The following is a 20,233-nucleotide window of genomic DNA, read 5'->3' as shown; positions in this document are numbered from 1 at the left end:
ATGAAAAAGATAATAATAGCAATAGCGCTTCTTGGTTTTTTAGTGCTGGGAAATTCTTGCAGCAAAGAAAATGATTCTTACCCGGCACCTTCAGAAACATTAACAGGCAATGTGATTGATTCTGTAACAGGCAAGCCAATTCAAACGGAACAGCCTGATGGCATTCGCCTGCAAATGCTTGAAACAAGCTGGAGCGATAATCCCATTCCATGGTACTTCTGGATAAAACCAGATGGCACTTTCAACAACGACAAAATTTTTGCGGCAACGTACAAAATTACGCCTGTGGATGGACCATTCTTTCCGGTAGAAGGCAAATCAGTTGTGCTGAAAGGCAAAGTAAATGTTGACTTTATCGTAACGCCTTTTTTGAATGTGGAGATTGTTGGAAAGGTTCAGCAAAACGGCAACGACGTTAATTTGAGTTATAAAATTTCGAGAGCAAAAGCTGCTTATAAAATTACAGATGCGAGAGTGTTTGTTTCCAACACACCGTATGTAAGCAACGGCAGCAACGACAATGTATTTTCAACACAAAATAATAATGACTTGAACGGCACGCCGGATGAGACTGTATTGACGACCGTTTACAACGCAAAAATCACAGGATTAAAAAGCGGAAGGACCTATTACGTAAGAGTTGGCGCCAGAACGAATGACAACGTTTCAAAGCGTTATAATTATTCAGAAGAACAGGCTGTGACCATGCCATAACCATGTCGGTTCCTTAAAACTGGAGCTCAGATATTAATGCCCTACGGGCAACATAGCTCCACGGTGCAAATTTCTATTGATATTTTTTCCCTACGGGAAACCAATGCCCGTAGGGCATCAACGTCAATAGAAAATGTAACGCCACGCAAGACATTGTCCGTAGGACATTAATGTGGCAAACGCATGCAACTTAAGGAAACGACATTGATGCCATAACAATAACCTTAGTTTTTATACTTCAAGCAAAAGCACCAGCCGGAAAAGAATTCATTCTATTCTTCATGGTGCTTTTTTTAGAAAATTATCCCGGTACAAATCCATAAAGGATGAAAAAAAACACGAACCGGCGAACGTTCATTTTCCATATAAACAACTAAAATGAAGATTTTTAAATTGCTCACTTTTGTGCTGTTGGCAACAAGTGCACAGGCACAGAAAATTACTTTTACACACGAGTTTGCGCCATCAGAACACTATACCAAATCATCAGAACAACCCTACCGCGATGATATTTGCTTAAATGGTTCCTGGAAATTTTTGCCAATTGAAAACGCAACTGCGCTTACGAAAGAACAGCTTCAGCAGCCATCCGTTCCACAAAACCCGCAATGGGAAACCACTCCTGTGAAAGTGCCTTCGCCGTGGAATGTAAACAGTTTTGCCAAAGAAGAAGGCGGTGGCGATTTCATCACTTATCCATCTTATCCGCAGAAATGGAATGACACAAGAGCAGGCTGGCTGATGCGTTCCTTCTCCGTAAAAAAACAATGGAAAGGCAAACGCCTGATACTGCATTTTGATGCTGTGGCAGGCTATACACAGGTGTTTGTAAATGGCAAAAAAGCCGCGCAAAATTATGAAGTGTTTCTTCCCTTTGAAGCAGATATAACTGACCTGGTAAAACAGGATGGAGAAAATGAATTGATGGTGTATGTAGCAGACGCGGACCTTTTTAACCAGCCGGGTAAATACGGCAACCGTTTATATATTGGTGGTTCATTTTGGGGCCAGCATATAAACGGCATATGGCAGGATGTTTATCTTTTGGTAAAACCGGAAGTCTATGTGAAGAATGCCTACATAAAACCATTTGTTGACAAAGATTTGTTGCAGGTATCTGCTGTTATAAAAAACAATTCCGCAAAAAATCAAAGCATAAATATTGGCGGCGATATTTCTCCGTGGATAAACGTTGCAGGCAAATCAACTGAAGAAGCGCCGGAGCCAAAATGGAAGTTGAACAATGTTGTACTGCAAGTTCCCCGTCAAAACCTGGCGCTTAAGCCGGGTGAAGAAAAAACAGTAACCATTGCCGTTAGTCCTAAACAAAAACTGAAACTCTGGTCGAATGATGATCCTGCACTGTACGCACTGGTGCTGAACATAAAGAAAGGGAAGGACACTCTGGATAAACAATACAACCGTTTTGGCTGGCGTGAGTTTAAAGTGGTTGGCAATAAGTTCTACCTGAATGGCAACAGAGTTATTCTCAATGGCGACTCCTGGCATTTCATGGGCGTGCCGCAAATGACGCGGCGCTATGCATGGGCCTGGTACTCTATGCTGAAAGATGCGCATGCCAATGCAGTGCGCTTACATGCACAGCCTTATCCATCTTTTTATCTTGACATGGCAGATGAAATGGGCATGTTTGTATTGGATGAAACAGGGCTATGGGCAAGTGATGGCGGCCCAAAAGAAGATGCAGAAGAATATTGGACAAATGCAGCAGACCATTTGAGAAGGCTCATTCTTCGTGATAGAAACCATCCTTCAGTTTTTGGCTGGAGCGTTTGCAACGAGAACATTCCTGTTACTGCATACGTACATCAGTCACCCGAAAATCTTGTGAAAAAACAACTCGACGAAATAAACAACTGGGTTGATATTGCGAAACAACTTGATTCAACACGCAACTGGATATCCGGCGATGGCGAAACAGGCAAGCCTACAAACCTACCACTGATCATAGGCCACTATGGCGATGAATACGCTTATAAAGAATGGTCCTCACAAGGAAAGCTATGGGGTGTTGGTGAATGCGGCATGGCATATTACGGCACACCTAAACAAACCTCGGCATACAACGACAACCGATCCTATCAATCGCAGCAAGGCAGAATGGAAGGCGTTGCCGCAGAGGCCACACGTTTGGTAAACGGCATGAAAAAATACGATGCTTCTTATCGTTCCGTTTTTAATATCGTGTGGTATGGATTAAAGCCACTTCCTTTTGGTTTAAAAGATACAACCAAAGCCCCGTCACCGGCTAGTGGTGTATTCTTCGCAGCTTTCCGGGAAAACCAGCCGGGCATGCAGCCGGAAAGATTAGGGCCTTACACCAGCACACTTAATCCCGGTTATGATGCGTCATTGCCTGTATATGAAACATGGCCTTTGTTTGATGCTATAAAAAAATCCTTCGCTGCTAAAGACAGTGTTGCGGAAATACCTAAGCCAGAGGTTGCATTTAATAATGACCCGGTTTCATCGAAATACAACAATCTCCTGTTTTTATCTGCCGATCCTTCCGGAAAGATGGACAGTTTGTTTAAAAATCTTGGATTGAATTTTTCGGCAGGAACGTCCGTCAACAAAAATACTTTGCTGATCATTGATGGTATGTATCCTCCGGTTGACGATGCTTCTGTATCCTTGTGCAAAGCTGTTGCTCAAAATGGCGGTACTGTTTTTATTGCCGGTGCAAATGCTTCATCAAACAATGTCATTAATAAATACCTGCCCTACAGCGCAACGATTGTAAACCGAAGCGCTACATCTTTTACCACAAACGCAAATGATGCGGCTATCACAAACTTGCACAATAGTGACTTCTATTTCAGCGAACTGACCAATGAGTCCATTAGCAAGTATGCGATTGATGGCGATATCATCCAGCATTCCAAAGTTTTACTTACTGCCAGCAATACAAACTGGAAAATGTGGAACAATAAACCGGAATATTCAAAAACGGTTTCTGTTGTAAGAAGCGAACGCGAAAGTAAGGAGGCCGGCAACTCATTTATCAGCCTGCCTTACAACAATGGCAGTTTGTATTTTCTATCTGTCAACCCGTTCAATTTATACAATGCGTCGCCTAATATTTTGTATAAAATGCTCCTTAACATGGGCGTTGAATTTACCGGGCATTTTACCGGAAGGATGCCCGCAATTAATACGGCAGGATTGTTACAAAATGCAATGCTGATAGATTCTGCAAATGGAGGAAAAAATTCCGAAAAGATAATTACAGCAACGAACGACGTCTTGAACTTTAGTGCTGCTAATAATAGTGGTCTCCATTTCTGGCTGTATAGTCCGAGGTCCCTATCGAATTTGCTAGTGGAACCGGATATGCCTGTATTAAATATGAATATAAAAGCTGACCAGGAAACTACAGTTTTTCTTAACAATAGTTTGCTTGGCGCTAAATCATTCAACCAGTTTAATGGGGTGCCGCTTGAAAAGGGTTGGAACCACATTGTGATCAAAACAAAAAGTGGCGATAACAAAATAGGAGTGAGGTTTGAAAGCAGCGACAGGTCATTTTTAAGAAAACTAGAGTCTAAGGTTTCCAACAGGTAAGCTGGTGATCTTAACAAGCCAGGCTGTATCAAAACTTCGATACAGCCTGCTTTTTAAGCTGATCCTGCCATTAATTTTTCGCTTAGGTTCAAATTAATGAATTATTAGCGCCCCTGTTAATGGGTGAAACATATTTTGCCTGTATGCAACATTAAGCATTGCAATCCCTCAACGCATGAATAATTCCACAATTAACAACAAGCTCAAAAGATGATGAAGGCTACAAAAAAAGTATATGCTATTGCAATATCATGGTGCATGTTTTCCTGTGGTTTGTCTCCCAGCGATTCGTTGGCGCCCCGTTCATCTAACGTTCAATATATTAACCCGCTTATCGGGAATGTTGGTATCATGCTGGAGCCCACAAGGCCAACCGTTCAGCTTCCCAATCAAATGATACGCTTTACGCCGCAGCGAAAAGATTATCTTGATGACCAGGTATCAAGCTTCCCGTTAACGGTCGTTTCGCATCGTCTCGGGCAGGTGTTTGCTTTAATGCCAACTGTGCAACCTATACATGCCGGTTCATGGCAAAATAAACTTGCTTACGACCATGACCTTGAAATAAATCAACCATGGTACTATTCAAATTATTTTATTGAAGATGATATAAAAACAGAATTTACGCCTTCTTCCAAATCAGGCATTTTTAAATTCACATTTCCTTCGCACGGCGATGCGGCCCTTCTTTTCAGCACCTATAGTCGTGATAGTGCCGCCTTTCAATTTACCAACGGAAATATTATTGAAGGTTTCGAAACTTATCATGACAGCATCAAAGTTTATGCATACGGCATGTTCAGTGAAAAAGGAACAACTGGTTTTGTAAACAACAATGCCATTCAACAGGGAAACAATACTGCGGGGAAAAATGTCAAAGCGTTTATTCGTTTTGAAAACAATACTAAAAACGTTGAGTTTAAGTATGCCATCAGTTTTGTAAGCCAGGCACAGGCAAAGAAAAACTTTGATGACGAAGTTGCCGGCAAATCGTTTGATGAAACAAAAGAACTGGCAAGAAATGCATGGGACAAAACAATGTCGCAAATTGAAGTGGAAGGCGGGTCCGATGAACAAAGAAAGGTATTTTATACCGCTTTGTACAGATGCTACGAGCGCATGGTAAACATAAGCGAAGGCTCAAATTATTACAGCGGATTTGATGGAAAAGTTCATGCAGATAGCCGACCATTTTATACAGATGACTGGAGTTGGGATACCTACCTCGCATTGCATCCTTTACGAACCATCCTGCATCCGCAGCAGGAAGAAGATATGGTTCAGTCATATGTGCGCATGTACCAGCAAAGCGGCTGGCTGCCTACATTTCCTGTGCTGTTTGGCGATCATGCATGTATGAATGGTTTTCATTCTTCAGAAATTATTTTAGACGCTTACAACAAGGGGTTAAGAAATTTTGACGTTGATGCTGCTTATGAAGGCATGAAGAAAAATTCATTAAGCGCAACAATGTTACCCTGGCGCAATGGCAAGGCAACAAGTCTTGACGATTTTTATTATAACCACGGTTATTTTCCTGCATTGTATAAAGATGAAAAAGAAACGGTGGCTGATGTGCATCCGTTTGAAAAGCGACAGGCTGTTGCCGTTACGCTTGGTGCGAGCTATGATAGCTGGGCGGCGTATAAAATGGCGGTGGCTTTGCACAAATATGATGACACGGCTTTGCTGAAACAGAGAAGCAACGACTACAAAAATCTATGGAACAAAGAGCGCGGGTTCTTTTTGCCAAAAGATGAGAAAGGGAATTGGATAAACATAGACGCAAAATACGATGGCGGCCCCGGTGGGCGCGATTACTATGACGAGAACAATGGCTGGACCTACGTATGGCAGGTACAGCAGGATATTCCGTCGCTAATCAATTTAATGGGTGGCAAACAAAAATTTCAAGAGAGGTTAGATCAACTGTTTCGCGAGGGGATTGATATGGGTAAAAATGTTTTCTGGTATAAATTTCCCGATGCCACTTCACTCGTTGGGCAATATTCAATGGCCAATGAGCCCAGCTTTCATATCCCTTATTTATACAACTATACTGATGCGCCGTGGAAAACGCAGCGGATAATAAGGGCGTTATTAAAAACATGGTTTAGAAACGATGTGTTTGGTATTCCGGGTGATGAAGACGGCGGAGGAATGTCTGCCTTTGTTGTTCTTTCTTCAATGGGTTTTTATCCTGTTACACCAGGCATACCGGTTTATACAATCGGAAGCCCGGTGTTTAGCAAAGTCGTTATCCATCTTGAAAACGGGAAAGATTTTACAGTCGTTGCACACAATTGTTCTGATGTAAATAAATACATACAAAGTGCAAGAATGAACGGAAAAGAATTGAATACTCCATGGTTTACACACGAGCAAATAATGAACGGTGGAACGCTTGAGCTGGAAATGGATTCAAAACCCAATAAGCAATGGGGGCATTAAAATTATCAATTCAATTAAGGTAAACGCAATAAAGTTTTTAAAAAATAAACCACCACTTATGCAAACTATGAAACGATTGATTGCGACAATGTTGCTTTTCTGTTTTTTTATTAAAGTGCATGCGGCCGATAATCCGCTAATGGCCGGCACTTCTAAAATTAACATCACTCCAAAAACGGACGAGCCTGTTCATGACTCGTTGTTTGCGCGTTGCGTTGTTTTGGAAGCGAATGGTAAACGCGTTGCATTTGTTTCTGTCGATCTTGCCATATTTACCAGTGATCGCATAGTCAACGCATGTAAGCAGCAATACGGTATTACGCAGCTTATGTTGTGTTCATCCCATACCCATTCGGAACCTTTATTGTTTGAAAAAATGTCGCCTCAAAAGAAGGCCTTTGCTGCTTTTTATGAGGACCAGATTATTAAGGCAGTTGGCGAATCGGTTAAGAACATGTTTAAAGCAAAAGTTTCCGCCGGACATAAAAGTTTTCCGCAATTGGGATTTAACAGGTTAATAGAAAGAGAAGATGGCCATGCGAGAGAGTCGTGGTTCTCAGACAGTGAGTACACATCCGAGAATCCGGAAAGAATTCCTTTTGGTCCTGTTGATCCTGAAGTGGGTGTAATCAAAATTGAAGACGAGCAGGGACAGCCCCTGGCGATTTTAATGAACTACGCTATGCATGCGGATATCGTTTGCTTTAATTACGCAGTCTCCGCAGACTATCCCGGTGTTGCAAGCAGAAAGGTTGAAGAAGCTTTTGACAATAAAGTAAACTGCCTTTTTATCCAGGGTGCAGGAGGCAATATAGAATCATTGCAAATCAGCTCGCGGCGCAAGGGACCGAACGATACCTTTCAAACCGACTATCTACCGATGGAAAGAACGGGTGAACTACTTGCGAGCCAGGTTATAAAACTCGCAAGATCACTAAAGCCTTCTGAGGAGACGGGCAGCCTTCTTCTGATGACTGACTCACTTCAGTTTACCGGAAGATTTAATAAACAACTGAATATTGATGTGCATATTTCTACCATCATTATCAATAAGGACATTGTTATCGCGGCTTGTCCCGGAGAATTGTTTATCCAGTTGCAGCTTTTGTGGAAGAGCCAGATGTCTTTAGCCGCCGTTAAGCCTTTTCTCTTTGGCTATAGCTGGAGTAGAGGGAAATGGCCAGGTTATGTTGCAGATGTACGTTCCGCCGCATTGGGTGGCTATGGGGCAGATCAAGGCGGGGACTTGATTCAGGTAGGTGCCGGTGAAGCGATAATGACGCGTCATTTGGAAAATTTTTACAAACTAAATGGCCTTATGCGAGCCACACCGGGACCCACAGGTTTTAAGGCCGGATCCCAGTGGAAAGTAATCGCCGTTCCTCCCGCTAAGTAGAATGAGGAAATGTTTTTGATTGGTTAAAATGCGTCCTAAACGTGCTGAATAATCTGTGATTCGTCATTTTGGATACAACGAAACTCTTTTTGGAAACATTGCGTTAACAGTTTCTGAAGACCTTTGTGTTGTAAAATTTAAACAAAGTATGCAAAAGACAATCTTTATTACAGGCGCATCAGCAGGTTTGGGAAAGGCAACTGCTAAATTATTTCAAAGCAAAGGATGGAACGTTATCGCAACGTTGAGAAATCCTGCGAATGAAACGGAACTGACGCAGTTAGAAAATGTTACCGTTTTACCACTTGACGTTACTAATCTGGATCAAATCAAATCGACCGTTGCAAAAGCTATTTCATTACACAATATTGATGTGGTTTTTAATAACGCAGGTTATGGATTGATGGGCGCATTAGAAGGGATTAGCGACGAAAAAATAGTTAAGCAAATCGATACGAATCTATTGGGTGTTTTACGAGTTACGCAAGCATTTATTCCACATTTCAGGGAAAGAAGAAGCGGCGTTTTTATTGCTACTACTTCCATTGGTGGGCTATGGGGCTTTCCTATAAGTTCGGTTTATCATGCTACCAAGTTCGCTTTGGAAGGCTGGTCCGAGAGCATGTCGCATGAATTAGGGACGTTCAACATCAGTATCAAAACCGTAGCTCCAGGCGGAATCGTGACCGATTTTGCGGGCAGGTCACTTGATATGAATTCGGTTTCGGAATACCAGGCAATCGAGAAGAAAATGTTTGATACTTTCGGAGAAGCAATGAAAAACGCTTCGACTGCGGAGCAAATTGCGGACGTGGTATACGAAGCGGCCACTGATGGCAAGGACCAGGTGCGTTACGTGGCAGGTGCAGACGCAAACATGATGTATGCAAGACGTTTAGAGGTGGGTAACGAAGAATTCAGAAAAGAAATCAGAAAGCAATTTGTAGGGTAATTAAAACAGGCAACTGCCTTTCACGAGGCAGTTGCATTTTGTACATTTGAACAGGAAAAACTTGTAATGAATAGCATCAGATCCATATCGGCGTTTCACAAATTATTGTCATTGCCTGAACCATTGCACCCACTGGTAAGCGTAATTAACGTTGCCAACATGCGACTGGCAGAAAATGAAGTTTGGAAAAAGTTTTCAGTGGAGTTCTACAGCATTTCAATGAAAAGAGATGTCCGGGCGAAAGTGAAGTATGGGCAGCAGTACTATGATTTTGACAAGGGAACCATGAACTTTCTGGCGCCAAAACAAATTCAGTCACTTGAAGTGGCCGAAGTAAACAAGATAAACCAGGAATGCGGAGTGGGCTATATGCTGATGGTTCACCCAGATTTTTTGCATGGCCATCCACTGGCAACCTCTATTAAAAATTATGGTTTTTTTTCGTACGCGGTAAATGAGGCCCTGCATCTTTCGGAACGGGAGGAAAAGAACATCATAGAAATTCTCCAGAAAATCGATAGTGAATATCAGCACATCGACCGCCACACGCAGGATATTATTTTGTCGCAAATTGACTTGCTGCTCAATTACAGCAACCGTTTTTACGAACGGCAATTTATAACCCGAAGAGCGGTGAATAATGATCTGCTTTCGAAAATGGCACAATTGCTGAACGACTACTTTGGCCATGACGAACCGCTGAAACACGGGTTGCCAACCGTGGAGTTGGTGGCGGGCAAACTCAATTTGTCGCCCCGCTATTTAAGCGACATGCTTCGTTCGCTTACAGGGCAAAATGCGCAACAGCACATTCATGAAAGATTAATAGAAAGGGCCAAGGAATATTTGTCAGAAACTACTTTGTCAGTATCTGAGATTGCCTATCAATTAGGATTTGAACACTCGCAATCGTTCAATAAATTATTTAAAAAGAAAACTGCTGTTTCTCCATTAGAGTTCAGACAGTCGTTCAACTAAGTTTAGTAACATTTATTCTGACGTTTTGGGTAAAAAAAACAGAATGGTGGGTTGCTGTGAGGGGCCATTAAATTAGGAGTTTACACCTAGTGTAGTGCTGGAAATAGTTCGTTATTTTACGAACTATTCTAAACCGGTAAAAATAGTCACATGCTGCTGTAGCAACATGTGTAAACGCTTTTCTGTTACTATGAAAAAGTTTCTTTTAGCTCTCTTCTTTTTGAGTACTTGTGCACGTCTTTTTTCCCAGGATATTCCTGTATTTATTTTGAAAGATACAACTGTAGTCACTTCCGGATGCTATCTACTTGATCCCGGAGGTCAAAAAAACGGGTATACAAACGGGACCTACACAATTGTGATCAATTCAGCAACATCTTCTCCGTTGGGTATTGCATTTGAGTCATCTTACCTGACAAGTGACGGCGACAGGGTAAATATTTACGACGGTAATTCAACCAGTGCTCCACTAATCACAACAATCATGAACCAATCGGGATCATGGTATGTAAAATCTTCAGGTTCCAGCATGACGATTTCGCTGCAGGTTTGGGGACCAGGTGCAAGTGGCCCTGCTTATGGCTTCAAGGCTCATATATATCCTATTAATCCCAATCCGAAAGCAGCGCAATTTGCAACGGCATTCACCGGGTTTACAGGGGCTAATTTTGATCTTGCCGACTATGATCGTGATGGCGATTCAGATGTCATAAATGGAGGCGTTGTTTACCGGAACGATTCTAAACTTGATTCCAGCTATGTGTTTCTAAAACAATCCACAAATCCCATTGGCCAATGGCAGGACGATGATATGGCAAGTGGAGATTTCGATGGTGATGGCTATAAGGATATTTTCATAATAGGTCGGGACGCTGCGATTCTTGGAAGTCCTGTTTCGGCGCGACTTTATATCAATGACAAAAAAGGTGGTTTTAAACCTTCCTCTCAAGCCTTTACCGGCGCCTTTTACGGACGATGCAAGGTGATAGATTATAACAAAGATGGAAAGCCTGATATTTCCTATGTTGGTGCAGGAAATAATTTTGCCACAACATTTGTTTTTAAATTGTACATCAATAATGGCGACGGCACATTTACAGAGCAAACGACAAATGTTCCAGGCCTTTCAAACGCTTCATTGGACTGGGCCGATGCAGACGGCGATGGCGATCTTGATCTGGTAATGAATGGTGAGCAGGGAGCCAACGCTTACGCAAAATTACTGATCAACGATAAAAACGTATTTACTGAGAAACAGATTGGCCTGTGGACTACTACGACCGGCCAGATTTGTTTTGCAGATATTAATAAGGATGGCAAACCTGACATCTTTAATACCGGCGTTGAAACAGCTATGCACGATAATAGCATTCCCCCGCAAATATTGTTGAATGATGGTAGTGCAAATTTTACCCGGTTTGATAATGATATTCCCTGGATGCGGAAAACATACGCAGAATGGGCTGACTATGATAAAGACGGAGACCTGGATTTACTAATGAGCGGCACTGACCGTTCTTATGCAAGTGGCGCTTACGTTTATAAAAACAATGGAAACGGAACTTTTAAAAGAATAAATCTGGGAGGGATAGAAAGTTTTTCACCTGTTCATTGGGTTGATATTAATAAAGATGGCGTTCTGGATGCTTTTGTTACTGCAAAATCAAACCACAGTTATATTGCCAAAACCATTAACAGCGATTCGTTCGCCGTTGTTACGCTGCCAATGCCTGCCATTTCAAGCCAGGGAGGCGCGGTAATCGACGACTTTAATGGCGACAACACTTTAGACATCATGCTCGCCGGTACAATATCGGATTATGACTGCCTGAGCGGCAATTCATCTGTTTTTATGAAAGGACTGGGCTGGCAATTTTCGCTGGTACCTAAACTCACAAAAGCGATCGATATAAATGCAAGTTTTGGAAATGTACCGGGAGCGCCAATGTGGACCTGGGGAGATTTTGACAGCGACGGTCTGCCGGATATTGCGGCAACGAGCAGCGGGGGTGTTGTGAGACTGTACAAAAATATGGGTGGCAATGTTTTTAAGCCGGTGTTTAACGGCAATCTCGGTTCAGGAGCAAATTCGAAAGTGCGGTTTGTAGATCTTGATAGGGATGGCAAAAACGAAATGGTGATGCCTCCCAATTTGGTTTATAAATGGAATGGCCAATCATTTGACCTTATGTATCCCGGCGACCCTTACTGCTGTGACGTTTTTAATATGGACCTGGGCGATTATAACAACGACGGTTATATAGATATGGTGCTGAGTTTTGGGCAAAAACTTAGAATTTACAAGAATGATAAAACGGGTAAGCTCGTAGATATAAATCCCTATGCGCCGGTTCAAAGTGGTGGCGGGTTTGTAAAGTTTGCTGATATGGACAAAGATGGGGACCTCGATATTGTTGCGACCAATTTTATTCTTGAAAATGCAGGCAATGACAAGTTCATTTACAAGGCTGACTACCATCCTCCCTTTGCTGTGGCTGCCATTGCTGACTTTAACAATGATACTTACCCGGACATATTTGGTCTGCCAACGGGCAACACCGTAAGCCCTTCACATTTATTGTATAGCCAGGGTCCCAATTTTTTTTACAAAGAAAATACGCCTCCGGGATTTCCAAACAGTGCATATGATTCCAACCAGGATGCAGTTGCGTTCGATATAGAAGGGGATGGGGATATGGACATTTTACAATCATCCGGGATCTGTTCAAGCGGATTACTGCTAAACAATAGCAACTTTTTAATGGATGCCTTAAGTTTAGTAACGCCGAAAGGAGGAGAGAAATTATACGCGGGGAATGCTTATGATATAAAATGGACGGGTAATAATATTGGAAATGCCATTTCCATAATGTTCTCTTCGGACAATGGAAAGACTTTCCAACCCTTGCAAGCGGCGGCACCATCCGGAGATCTGAGTGGCAGCTATACATGGACGGTACCAAAAATCAAGTCGGATAGCTGTCTTTTGAAGATTACTTCAACCAACCAGCTTAGCAGGATATCCGGTACAGTGTTTTCTATTACAGACTCATTACCGGAGCCGGTGATAGTGATGACAGATTCTATTTGTAAAAATGCCAGCGTTCAAAATGTTGTTGTTAAGAATAGTCCGGAAAACAATAGTGGCGTCTCAGTTTCTGCAATGATAGACGCGAAACCTGTTTCAGTTACAGCAAATCAAAATATTCAGTTTTTGCCAGATACACTGGCGGAGGGCTCGCATACTTTGACCATAACGTTTACAGGAGCTCTACTGAAATCCGTAAAATCTGCAACCTTTACCATCCGTAAACCTGCGGCTCCGGAAGTAAAACTAGGCGCAAGTACAAACAATGTAGCAGCAACGGCCACAACAATGATTGTTCTGACTGCTACGAACAAAGGCGGCGGAGGTTCTATCCCCAAATTTACTTTTGCGACAGATAGAAATTTCGTGGGAATCGTTCAACAGGAAGGCACGGGCAACTCGGCAAACCTGGATCCCGTTTCCTTAAATTTTGGAACCAACCTGTTGTACGTACGCATGAGAACGAGCGATAGCTGTTATGCTTACCAGACAGCGATGGATAGCGTTGTTATTACAAAATCACAACCATCTCCACAACTAGGCGATCTTCCTTCGCCGATCTGTAAAAATGCACAAACACAGTATTTAACGATTACAAATTTTCCTGAGGCAAACAAAGGCCTGAATGTACAGGTAACAATAGACACAATACGGACTACTGTTTTGCCAGATCATCGTATTGCGTTTTCTCCTGACACACTTAAAGAAGGTGCGCATACTTTAACTGTGAAATTTATTAGTAACTCAACAACGACATCAGCCGAACTGACATTTGCAATTACCAAACCTGTGCTGCCAGCGGTTTCCTTAAGTGCAAGTCAGATTAGTGTAATAAATCTGTCGGCACCGGTTGTACTTACTGCAGTGAATGAAAATGGTGGCGGCGCTTCGCCCACATACACTTTTGCAAAAGACAGCAGTTTCTCGCAAATCATTCAACAGGAAAGTTCCAGCAATAAAACAGAAATCAACGCATCGTCTTTAGTATTTGGAAACAACAAATTCTTTGTTATGATGAAAACAAGTGATGGTTGTTTCGTTCGTCCAACCGCTATTGCTGGAGTGACGGTGACAAGAACTTCGGCAACAGGTATTATCGATCCGGATTATCCTGGCGATGTTATTGGTGTTTACCCTAATCCTGTTGGAGATCAGTTAAACATCAATTCATTAAAAGATCAAAAAACTTATCGGATTGATTTAATCAATTCAAACGGTCAGATCGTATATTCAAAAGAACTCGGCAATTCAACGGGTCTGAATATACCAACTGCAATTTTGCCTTCTGGTATTTACGAGTTGAAGATTTACGACAAAACAAAGAATCATTTGTTAGGAGTCATGAAATTATACAAACGATAGGTTCGTTTGATACTAGCACTAAAAAGCCCGCCATTTCCTGATGGCGGGCTTTTTTAATAATGATATCTATCTATCCTTCTACATCTTAAAAAAAATATCGGTATTTGAACCCTCTGCGTGATTTCTTGTTAGAGCAATATTCAGCTAAGATTGCATTAACCGCAAAGCTGACATAAAACTGATCGATATGAAAAAAGTGTTTTTTCTTTTTGTCATTGCCTGTTTCTTCACACATTGTAACCAGCCCGCCACAAATAATGCGCCTGCATCTTTACCAGATTCGGTGAAAGCTGTTAGCAGCGAGCCTGTACAAAAGCTGCCGCCGGGCCCTGATCTAAACATGAAAATTACACCAGAGTATGCTGCATCTGTTGCCAGGGACGCCTATTTCTGGACATGGCCGATGGTGAATATATACAACCGCCGCCTCGCTTTTGAGCAGGTGCCTGAACCCGGGCGTACAGGTGGACTGGTTCCCGCCGCCCCTTTAAACAGGCTTTCAATGATGAGCAACTATATAGAACCCATGGAACGTATAGTGGCATGCCCCAACCAGGATGTAGTGTATGGAGGCGGCATTGCTGCTTTCGACAAAAGCCCTGTGGTGCTGCAGGTGCCTGAGTTTGGCAACCGTTTCTGGGTGTATCAGGTAGTGGATTTACGCACAGATGGCTTTGCCCCACTGGGTGCCATGTACAATTCAAAACCTGGCTTCTATCTTTTGGTAGGGCCGGATTGGAACGGTAAAGTGCCCGATGGCATTAATGAAGTCTTTCACTGTCCAACCAGTACAGCATTCATTGTTCCCCGTGTTTTTCTCTCCGATGCTCCGGGAGATTTGGACGAAGTGCAAAAGCTCACGCAAGGTATTAATATGTATCCGCTTGCTGAATACGATGGTAAAATGAAAATAAAGGACTGGAAAACCTTGCCGAATTTCCCCGCTCCAGCAGGAAGCAGCGAAGAGGTTCGTTGGGTATTTCCTGAAAAAATTTTTGATGAGTTACCGGTCGTATTGAAAGATGCACCTCCGCTCCGCGGTGAAGAGGCTCGTTATGCCGAATTGCTTGCTGTAATAGATGCGGCAAACAAGGATCCTAAAATAAAAGAAGCCATGGTAAAAGCGGCTAAAGAAGCGGAAGAGCAAATTGTGAAACCTGTATTTGAGTTTCGTAACTGGGGTGTGCAACTGCCATATCACTGGAGTACAATGCTTAACGGCGCTGCTTTCGGAACCGATTATTTTACCCGCACAGCTGTTGCCAAATCAAACATACTTGTTAACGCACCTAAGGAAACAAGATATTTTTACCAGGACCTCGATTCTGCGGGCAGCCGCCTCAACGGAGCAAATAAATACACAGTAACTTTTGCAAAGGGGCAAACGCCACCGGTAAATGGTTTTTGGTCGCTCACCCTTTACAATCGCTTCCACTTTTTCGATGCCAATGAAATCAAACGATATTCTTTGGGCACAAAAAATCAATCCATGAAATATAATGCGGATGGCTCGCTTACACTATATGTTCAGTCAACGCCTCCGGCAGAAGAATGGAGGAATAACTGGCTGCCTTCTCCAAAGAAGGGAGAGTTCTCGCTCTACATTCGCGCTTATGGACCAAAAGATGAAACAATAAATGGCACCTGGACACCGCCTGCTGTTGTGAAGGTGAAGTGATTGCTCTACTTCTTAATCAACCAGGCTTCCACTGCCCGCGAAAAATCTGCTACATCAATCGGATGCCTGCTGGTAATAAGATTGCCATCGGTTACCACGGCTTCATCTGAAACCGTGCCACCTGCATTCTTTAAATCCGTTTGAATGTTCCAATAGCCGGTTAATTTTTTCCCTTTTAAAATATCTGCAGAAGCCAGTACAACCGGCGCATGGCAAATAGCCGCAATTAATTTACCCGTTTGATTAAAGTCACGGATAAATTTGATCACATCTTTATCAAAGCGCAGGTTGTCCGGGTTCCAGGCACCACCGGGAATGAAGACTGCATCGTAATCACTTACTTTAACCTGGTCTGCTGTCCGGTCAAATTTCAACCAGCCAACAGGCTGCAAATACTGTATCGCCATGATATGTGTCTTCGCCATTTCAGGATACACCAGGCCATATCTTTCCGGTGCAGGATTGTATTTCGGTGCAACAATATCAACTGTAGCGCCCAGTTTTCTAAAATACCATACAGGGCCTAAAAGCTCAATCTCTTCAAAACCATCGGCGACAAATGCTGCTATTCTTTTACCTTTTAAAACAGTGGTATCTTTTACAGGTGTAAAAAAGAAAGCTCTCAAAGCTTCATTTCCCGGAGCATTTAGTAATTGCGATACCGGCATATTCACTACTACGGAAGGAGAGCCCAGCTGGTTCAATACAGAAAGTTCATAACTGTTCATTTCTTTTGTTTTTATGGTCACCTGGCTTGTTGCATTCCATACACTAAGTATGCTTAATGCACCTGCCAGGATTAGTTGCTTGGTTGGTTTCATTTTATAAGTTTTATTATTAAAAAGCTTTGATGATGCTGTTTGATAAATTTCATTTTACAGGAGCAAATTCTATCAATCTATGAAGCCCAGCCTGGAAAGGTTGTTGTTTGATGCTGGTGTTCAGGTAATCTATTACCGGTTGTATTGGAGGAAACTTGAGGTGATATTGAAACGCATCTTCATTTCTGAATTTTTCGTACGTAACAAACTGCGTACTGTCATTTTCCAGTTGCGAAAGCTGGTAATTAATGACACCGGCTTCACTGCGGAACTGTGGCATCGCGGTGTGATAAACGTCTTTGAACCGATTCTCTGTTCCCGGCTTTGCATTCACAAACAACATAATGGTAAGTGGATTGTCTTTCTTGTCAGGCAGCCGGCGCCACTGTTGTTTATTAAGAGGCTCCAGGTCTTGTATATATATGATCGTTGACGGCTGTACCAATGCATTTGCAGCTAAAGACTGTATGGCTTTGTATGAAGTGCTTTCTGCAACTTTATTTAAGTCATCTTTATCGGTCCATCTTTCCATGAGCCATAAAACAGCAGTAGTGTCCTGCTCAATATATGCCTCAGACATGATGTTGGCCTCACTGTGAAGTGACTGCAGCACATAGTCGCTCAGTACTTTCTGGAAAGCTGTATTGTAGGCCGGTTTCACTTCATAGCGGGTTAATCTTGCAACGTTTCTTTTTTCATCTGACGCATTGTTTTGCGCTTTGCCATAATCAGTAAGCATGAATAATCCGGTAACAGAAAGAAAAAGGATTTTAGATATCATGATCATTTGTTGCATTGTCATTTACTGTTTATAGATTATTGACTTTTCCTACTCCGCAATTTTTAGCAACAAATCAGAAACTGCCTGCGGCTGAGATAGGAAAGGAGAATGACTTGTATTCAACTCATACACTTTTTTTATACCTGCGGCTGCAATCATGCGGTCTTGCAGGGCCGGGCTGATTACAATATCCTGCAACGTTTTGATGTACACTTTATCAACGGTACCAAAGTTTTTATTGGTTAGTGTAACCTTGTTGCCAAAAGGTATAGCCGGTTCTGCACGATAGTTATTCAACACGCTTTGTTTGACTGCGTCTGAACCATCGTTGATGAAGAGATGAGTAAGGTTTTCGTGTTTTACATCAAGCGTAAGATGATCGGCTGATTCTATTAATGAAGGTCCTAGTTGAGAAGCTGCATCCTGAATGGCAAGGTCCGCAATCGCCTGTCCCGATGCAGGAAGGAATGCACCTATGTATACCAGTTTGCTGATCTTAGATGGAATTTTTTCAGCCACACTCGTTACTACCATGCCACCCATGCTATGGCCGACAAGTATCACTTTGCCATCAACTTTTGAAATGGGATCTGCTACTTTATCGCGGTACACATCCAGCGATAACAAATAGGGCGCTGTAGTGTCACTTCCATGACCAGGAAGTTCAACCACAATAACTTTGTTGCCTTTTGCTTTAAGATTTGATGCCACTGCATCCCATACATAAGGCGCTTGCCAGGCGCCATGTACCAGTACATAGGTATTGGTTACAGTCGGTTTTTCTTCATCATCTGAACATGCTGCAAATGCAGCAAAAGCAACTGCTGCAGACAGCAGTAGGGAGACTATTTTTTTCATTATTAAATATTTAGTAGTTGATGTTTATTAAATCGAGCCGTTTGGAAATGCGCACGGCGCAGGCATATCAAATCCATTTAAAATGATTGCAATCATACAATAGCCTGCAATCAGAAAGTATAATTCCGCCACACCGTCTTTTCCCAAAATTTCTATTGCCTGGTGATATGTTGAATCGTGTATTGTATGGCCAGATACCAACGCATGGGCAATAATGTGAGCAATGTTTTCCTGCTCATTTAAGTTATGTGGATGTCCACCTGCGACAAGTGTCGCGATAGTGTTTGCGGGTAAGCCAACGGCACTTGCCGTAATCTGGTGCGCATACAATTCGAAGCGGGCGTCGTAAGCTGCGCCAACGGTAAGGATGACCACTTCCCGCACACGTTTATCCAATGTTGCCCTTGTGTCCAATGTTCTTAAAAAACTTAATGCCGGTATGCCGAAATGAGGGTAGTGCAGCATGGGGGCAAATGGCCCTAACAGTGCGCCATTTTCGTCCATCATTTTCACGAGGCTTTGGCTACTGCCAACAAGCTTTGCGATTTCTTCATGCACATAGCGGACTTCGTCATTCATGCTCTCCGGCGGTAATGGTTTAATACGCATGTTCAGGTGTTTTAAGCGTGATTAAATTCATTGGAAAACTCGCCGTCAATCAATATAAAGGCCATGCGGCAGGCCTTGCCGGATCGGTTTGCCCAAGCATGATTGGTGCCGCTTTGAACCACGATATCACCTGCGTAAATCGTTGTTTCGGCGCGATCAAGTACGAGGGTTATTTCGCCTTCCAGCACAATTCCGTAATCAACAGTTTTGGTACGGTGCATTAGCGGATGCGGCGGTGGTTCACCTGCCGAGGATGTTTTTTCAGAGCCCATTGATTTGAACTCCGCGGCAGTATCGGCGGACATTAATTTTCGAAAATCTTCACCTTCCGGCGGAAACTCAATAATGCGTAGTCTTGTTCCGTTTTTTGGTGGCGGCAATACCAATCCATTCTCTTCCGGTTCGGAGGGTTGCAAACTAATGAGTGCAGGCGTTTTCAAGGTGTGCCACACTTCAAAAAAAGTTGGCCCGCCGGGCCCGCCCACAAGTTGCGGATGTACGGGAGGTGCATCCGTAATAACAATGGCCTTGCCATCCGCATCGTGACCTGTCACAATGCGCCTGAATGTTTTTTGTTCCTGTTGCATGGATTATGATTTAATAGTTCTCCGTTTTGCGAAAAACATAAACGCCCAGGTAATGAAACAACACACCAACGCCCCAGGCGAGTGTGGACCATAACGCCCAGGGATAAGTTCTGTCGGTGAGATACCAGACAACCCACATTACCGGAATTGCTAACAAGAAAACAAGCAGATGTATTCTGAAACCTTTTCGGGGATTTATGGTGGCGGTCGTGCCCCATTTAGTTTGGTCAGTCATAAATTCAGTTTCAATGGCTATGTCCATTTACATGCCATTGAGATGCAGCAACGGAAAATATTTTGCAATGGATTGAAGGATAGTTTGTTGGATGGAGGATGATGAAAAAAACAAAACGAAGTATGGTAGTTTGGCTCT

At 42.7% G+C, this 20,233-nt stretch carries 14 protein-coding genes; 8 read left to right on the top strand and 6 right to left on the bottom strand.

All coding sequences use genetic code 11. The features are described 5' to 3' along the window. The 8 genes from KTO63_RS02030 to KTO63_RS01995 all read left to right on the top strand — a co-directional run bounded on the left by KTO63_RS02030 (position 1) and on the right by KTO63_RS01995 (position 16,204). Positions 1-714 (top strand): DUF3823 domain-containing protein, encoded by a 714-nt coding sequence (locus KTO63_RS02030; protein WP_217789453.1) that lies wholly within the window; start codon positions 1-3, stop codon positions 712-714. 378 nt (positions 715-1,092) lie between these two features. Continuing rightward, complete coding sequence (locus tag KTO63_RS02025; RefSeq protein ID WP_217789452.1) at positions 1,093-4,299, top strand: glycoside hydrolase family 2 protein; 3,207 nt, start codon at positions 1,093-1,095, stop codon at positions 4,297-4,299. A 210-nt stretch (positions 4,300-4,509) separates the two neighbouring features. Next, positions 4,510-6,750 (top strand): GH92 family glycosyl hydrolase, encoded by a 2,241-nt coding sequence (locus tag KTO63_RS02020; RefSeq protein ID WP_217789451.1) that lies wholly within the window; start codon positions 4,510-4,512, stop codon positions 6,748-6,750. A 58-nt stretch (positions 6,751-6,808) separates the two neighbouring features. Further along, the gene (locus tag KTO63_RS02015; RefSeq protein ID WP_217789450.1) at positions 6,809-8,146 is read left to right on the top strand and encodes a neutral/alkaline non-lysosomal ceramidase N-terminal domain-containing protein; all 1,338 of its coding nucleotides are present in this window, start codon (positions 6,809-6,811) and stop codon (positions 8,144-8,146) included. A gap of 148 nt (positions 8,147-8,294) precedes the next feature. After that, positions 8,295-9,098, top strand: a complete 804-nt coding sequence (locus KTO63_RS02010) for an SDR family oxidoreductase (RefSeq protein ID WP_217789449.1) — start codon at positions 8,295-8,297, stop codon at positions 9,096-9,098. Between the two features lie 66 nt (positions 9,099-9,164). Further along, a complete protein-coding gene (locus KTO63_RS02005; RefSeq protein ID WP_217789448.1) occupies positions 9,165-10,076 on the top strand; it encodes a helix-turn-helix domain-containing protein in 912 nt (303 codons plus the stop codon). Between the two features lie 190 nt (positions 10,077-10,266). Then, complete coding sequence (locus tag KTO63_RS02000; protein WP_217789447.1) at positions 10,267-14,526, top strand: FG-GAP-like repeat-containing protein; 4,260 nt, start codon at positions 10,267-10,269, stop codon at positions 14,524-14,526. A gap of 187 nt (positions 14,527-14,713) precedes the next feature. Next, positions 14,714-16,204 carry a DUF1254 domain-containing protein gene (locus tag KTO63_RS01995; RefSeq protein WP_217789446.1) on the top strand — a complete coding sequence of 497 codons (1,491 nt, stop codon included), beginning with the start codon at positions 14,714-14,716 and terminating at the stop codon, positions 16,202-16,204. 5 nt (positions 16,205-16,209) lie between these two features. Here the strand turns inward: KTO63_RS01995 and KTO63_RS01990 are convergent, their stop codons facing one another. The 6 genes from KTO63_RS01990 to KTO63_RS01965 are packed head-to-tail and all read right to left on the bottom strand — an operon-like array spanning position 16,210 to position 20,095. Further along, entirely contained in the window at positions 16,210-17,025 is an 816-nt protein-coding gene (locus KTO63_RS01990) for a DJ-1/PfpI/YhbO family deglycase/protease (protein ID WP_217789445.1), read from the bottom strand. Between the two features lie 49 nt (positions 17,026-17,074). Further along, positions 17,075-17,806 carry an antibiotic biosynthesis monooxygenase gene (locus KTO63_RS01985; protein WP_217789444.1) on the bottom strand — a complete coding sequence of 244 codons (732 nt, stop codon included), beginning with the start codon at positions 17,804-17,806 and terminating at the stop codon, positions 17,075-17,077. Positions 17,807-17,854: 48 nt separating this feature from the next. Continuing rightward, on the bottom strand, positions 17,855-18,664 hold the full coding sequence (locus tag KTO63_RS01980; protein ID WP_217789443.1) for an alpha/beta fold hydrolase: 810 nt from the start codon (positions 18,662-18,664) through the stop codon (positions 17,855-17,857). A 27-nt stretch (positions 18,665-18,691) separates the two neighbouring features. Further along, on the bottom strand, positions 18,692-19,273 hold the full coding sequence (locus KTO63_RS01975) for a carboxymuconolactone decarboxylase family protein (protein ID WP_217789442.1): 582 nt from the start codon (positions 19,271-19,273) through the stop codon (positions 18,692-18,694). An 11-nt stretch (positions 19,274-19,284) separates the two neighbouring features. Then, positions 19,285-19,860 (bottom strand): cupin domain-containing protein, encoded by a 576-nt coding sequence (locus KTO63_RS01970; protein ID WP_217789441.1) that lies wholly within the window; start codon positions 19,858-19,860, stop codon positions 19,285-19,287. 10 nt (positions 19,861-19,870) lie between these two features. Next, positions 19,871-20,095 (bottom strand): 2TM domain-containing protein, encoded by a 225-nt coding sequence (locus tag KTO63_RS01965; RefSeq protein WP_217789440.1) that lies wholly within the window; start codon positions 20,093-20,095, stop codon positions 19,871-19,873. Positions 20,096-20,233: the final 138 nt, after the last annotated feature.

Origin of the sequence: Pinibacter aurantiacus, from assembly GCF_019130065.1 — a bacterium.
GTDB lineage: Bacteria > Bacteroidota > Bacteroidia > Chitinophagales > Chitinophagaceae > Pinibacter > Pinibacter aurantiacus.
Note: the sequence above shows the minus strand (reverse complement) of the source record. Positions and strands in the feature narration are given on the sequence as shown.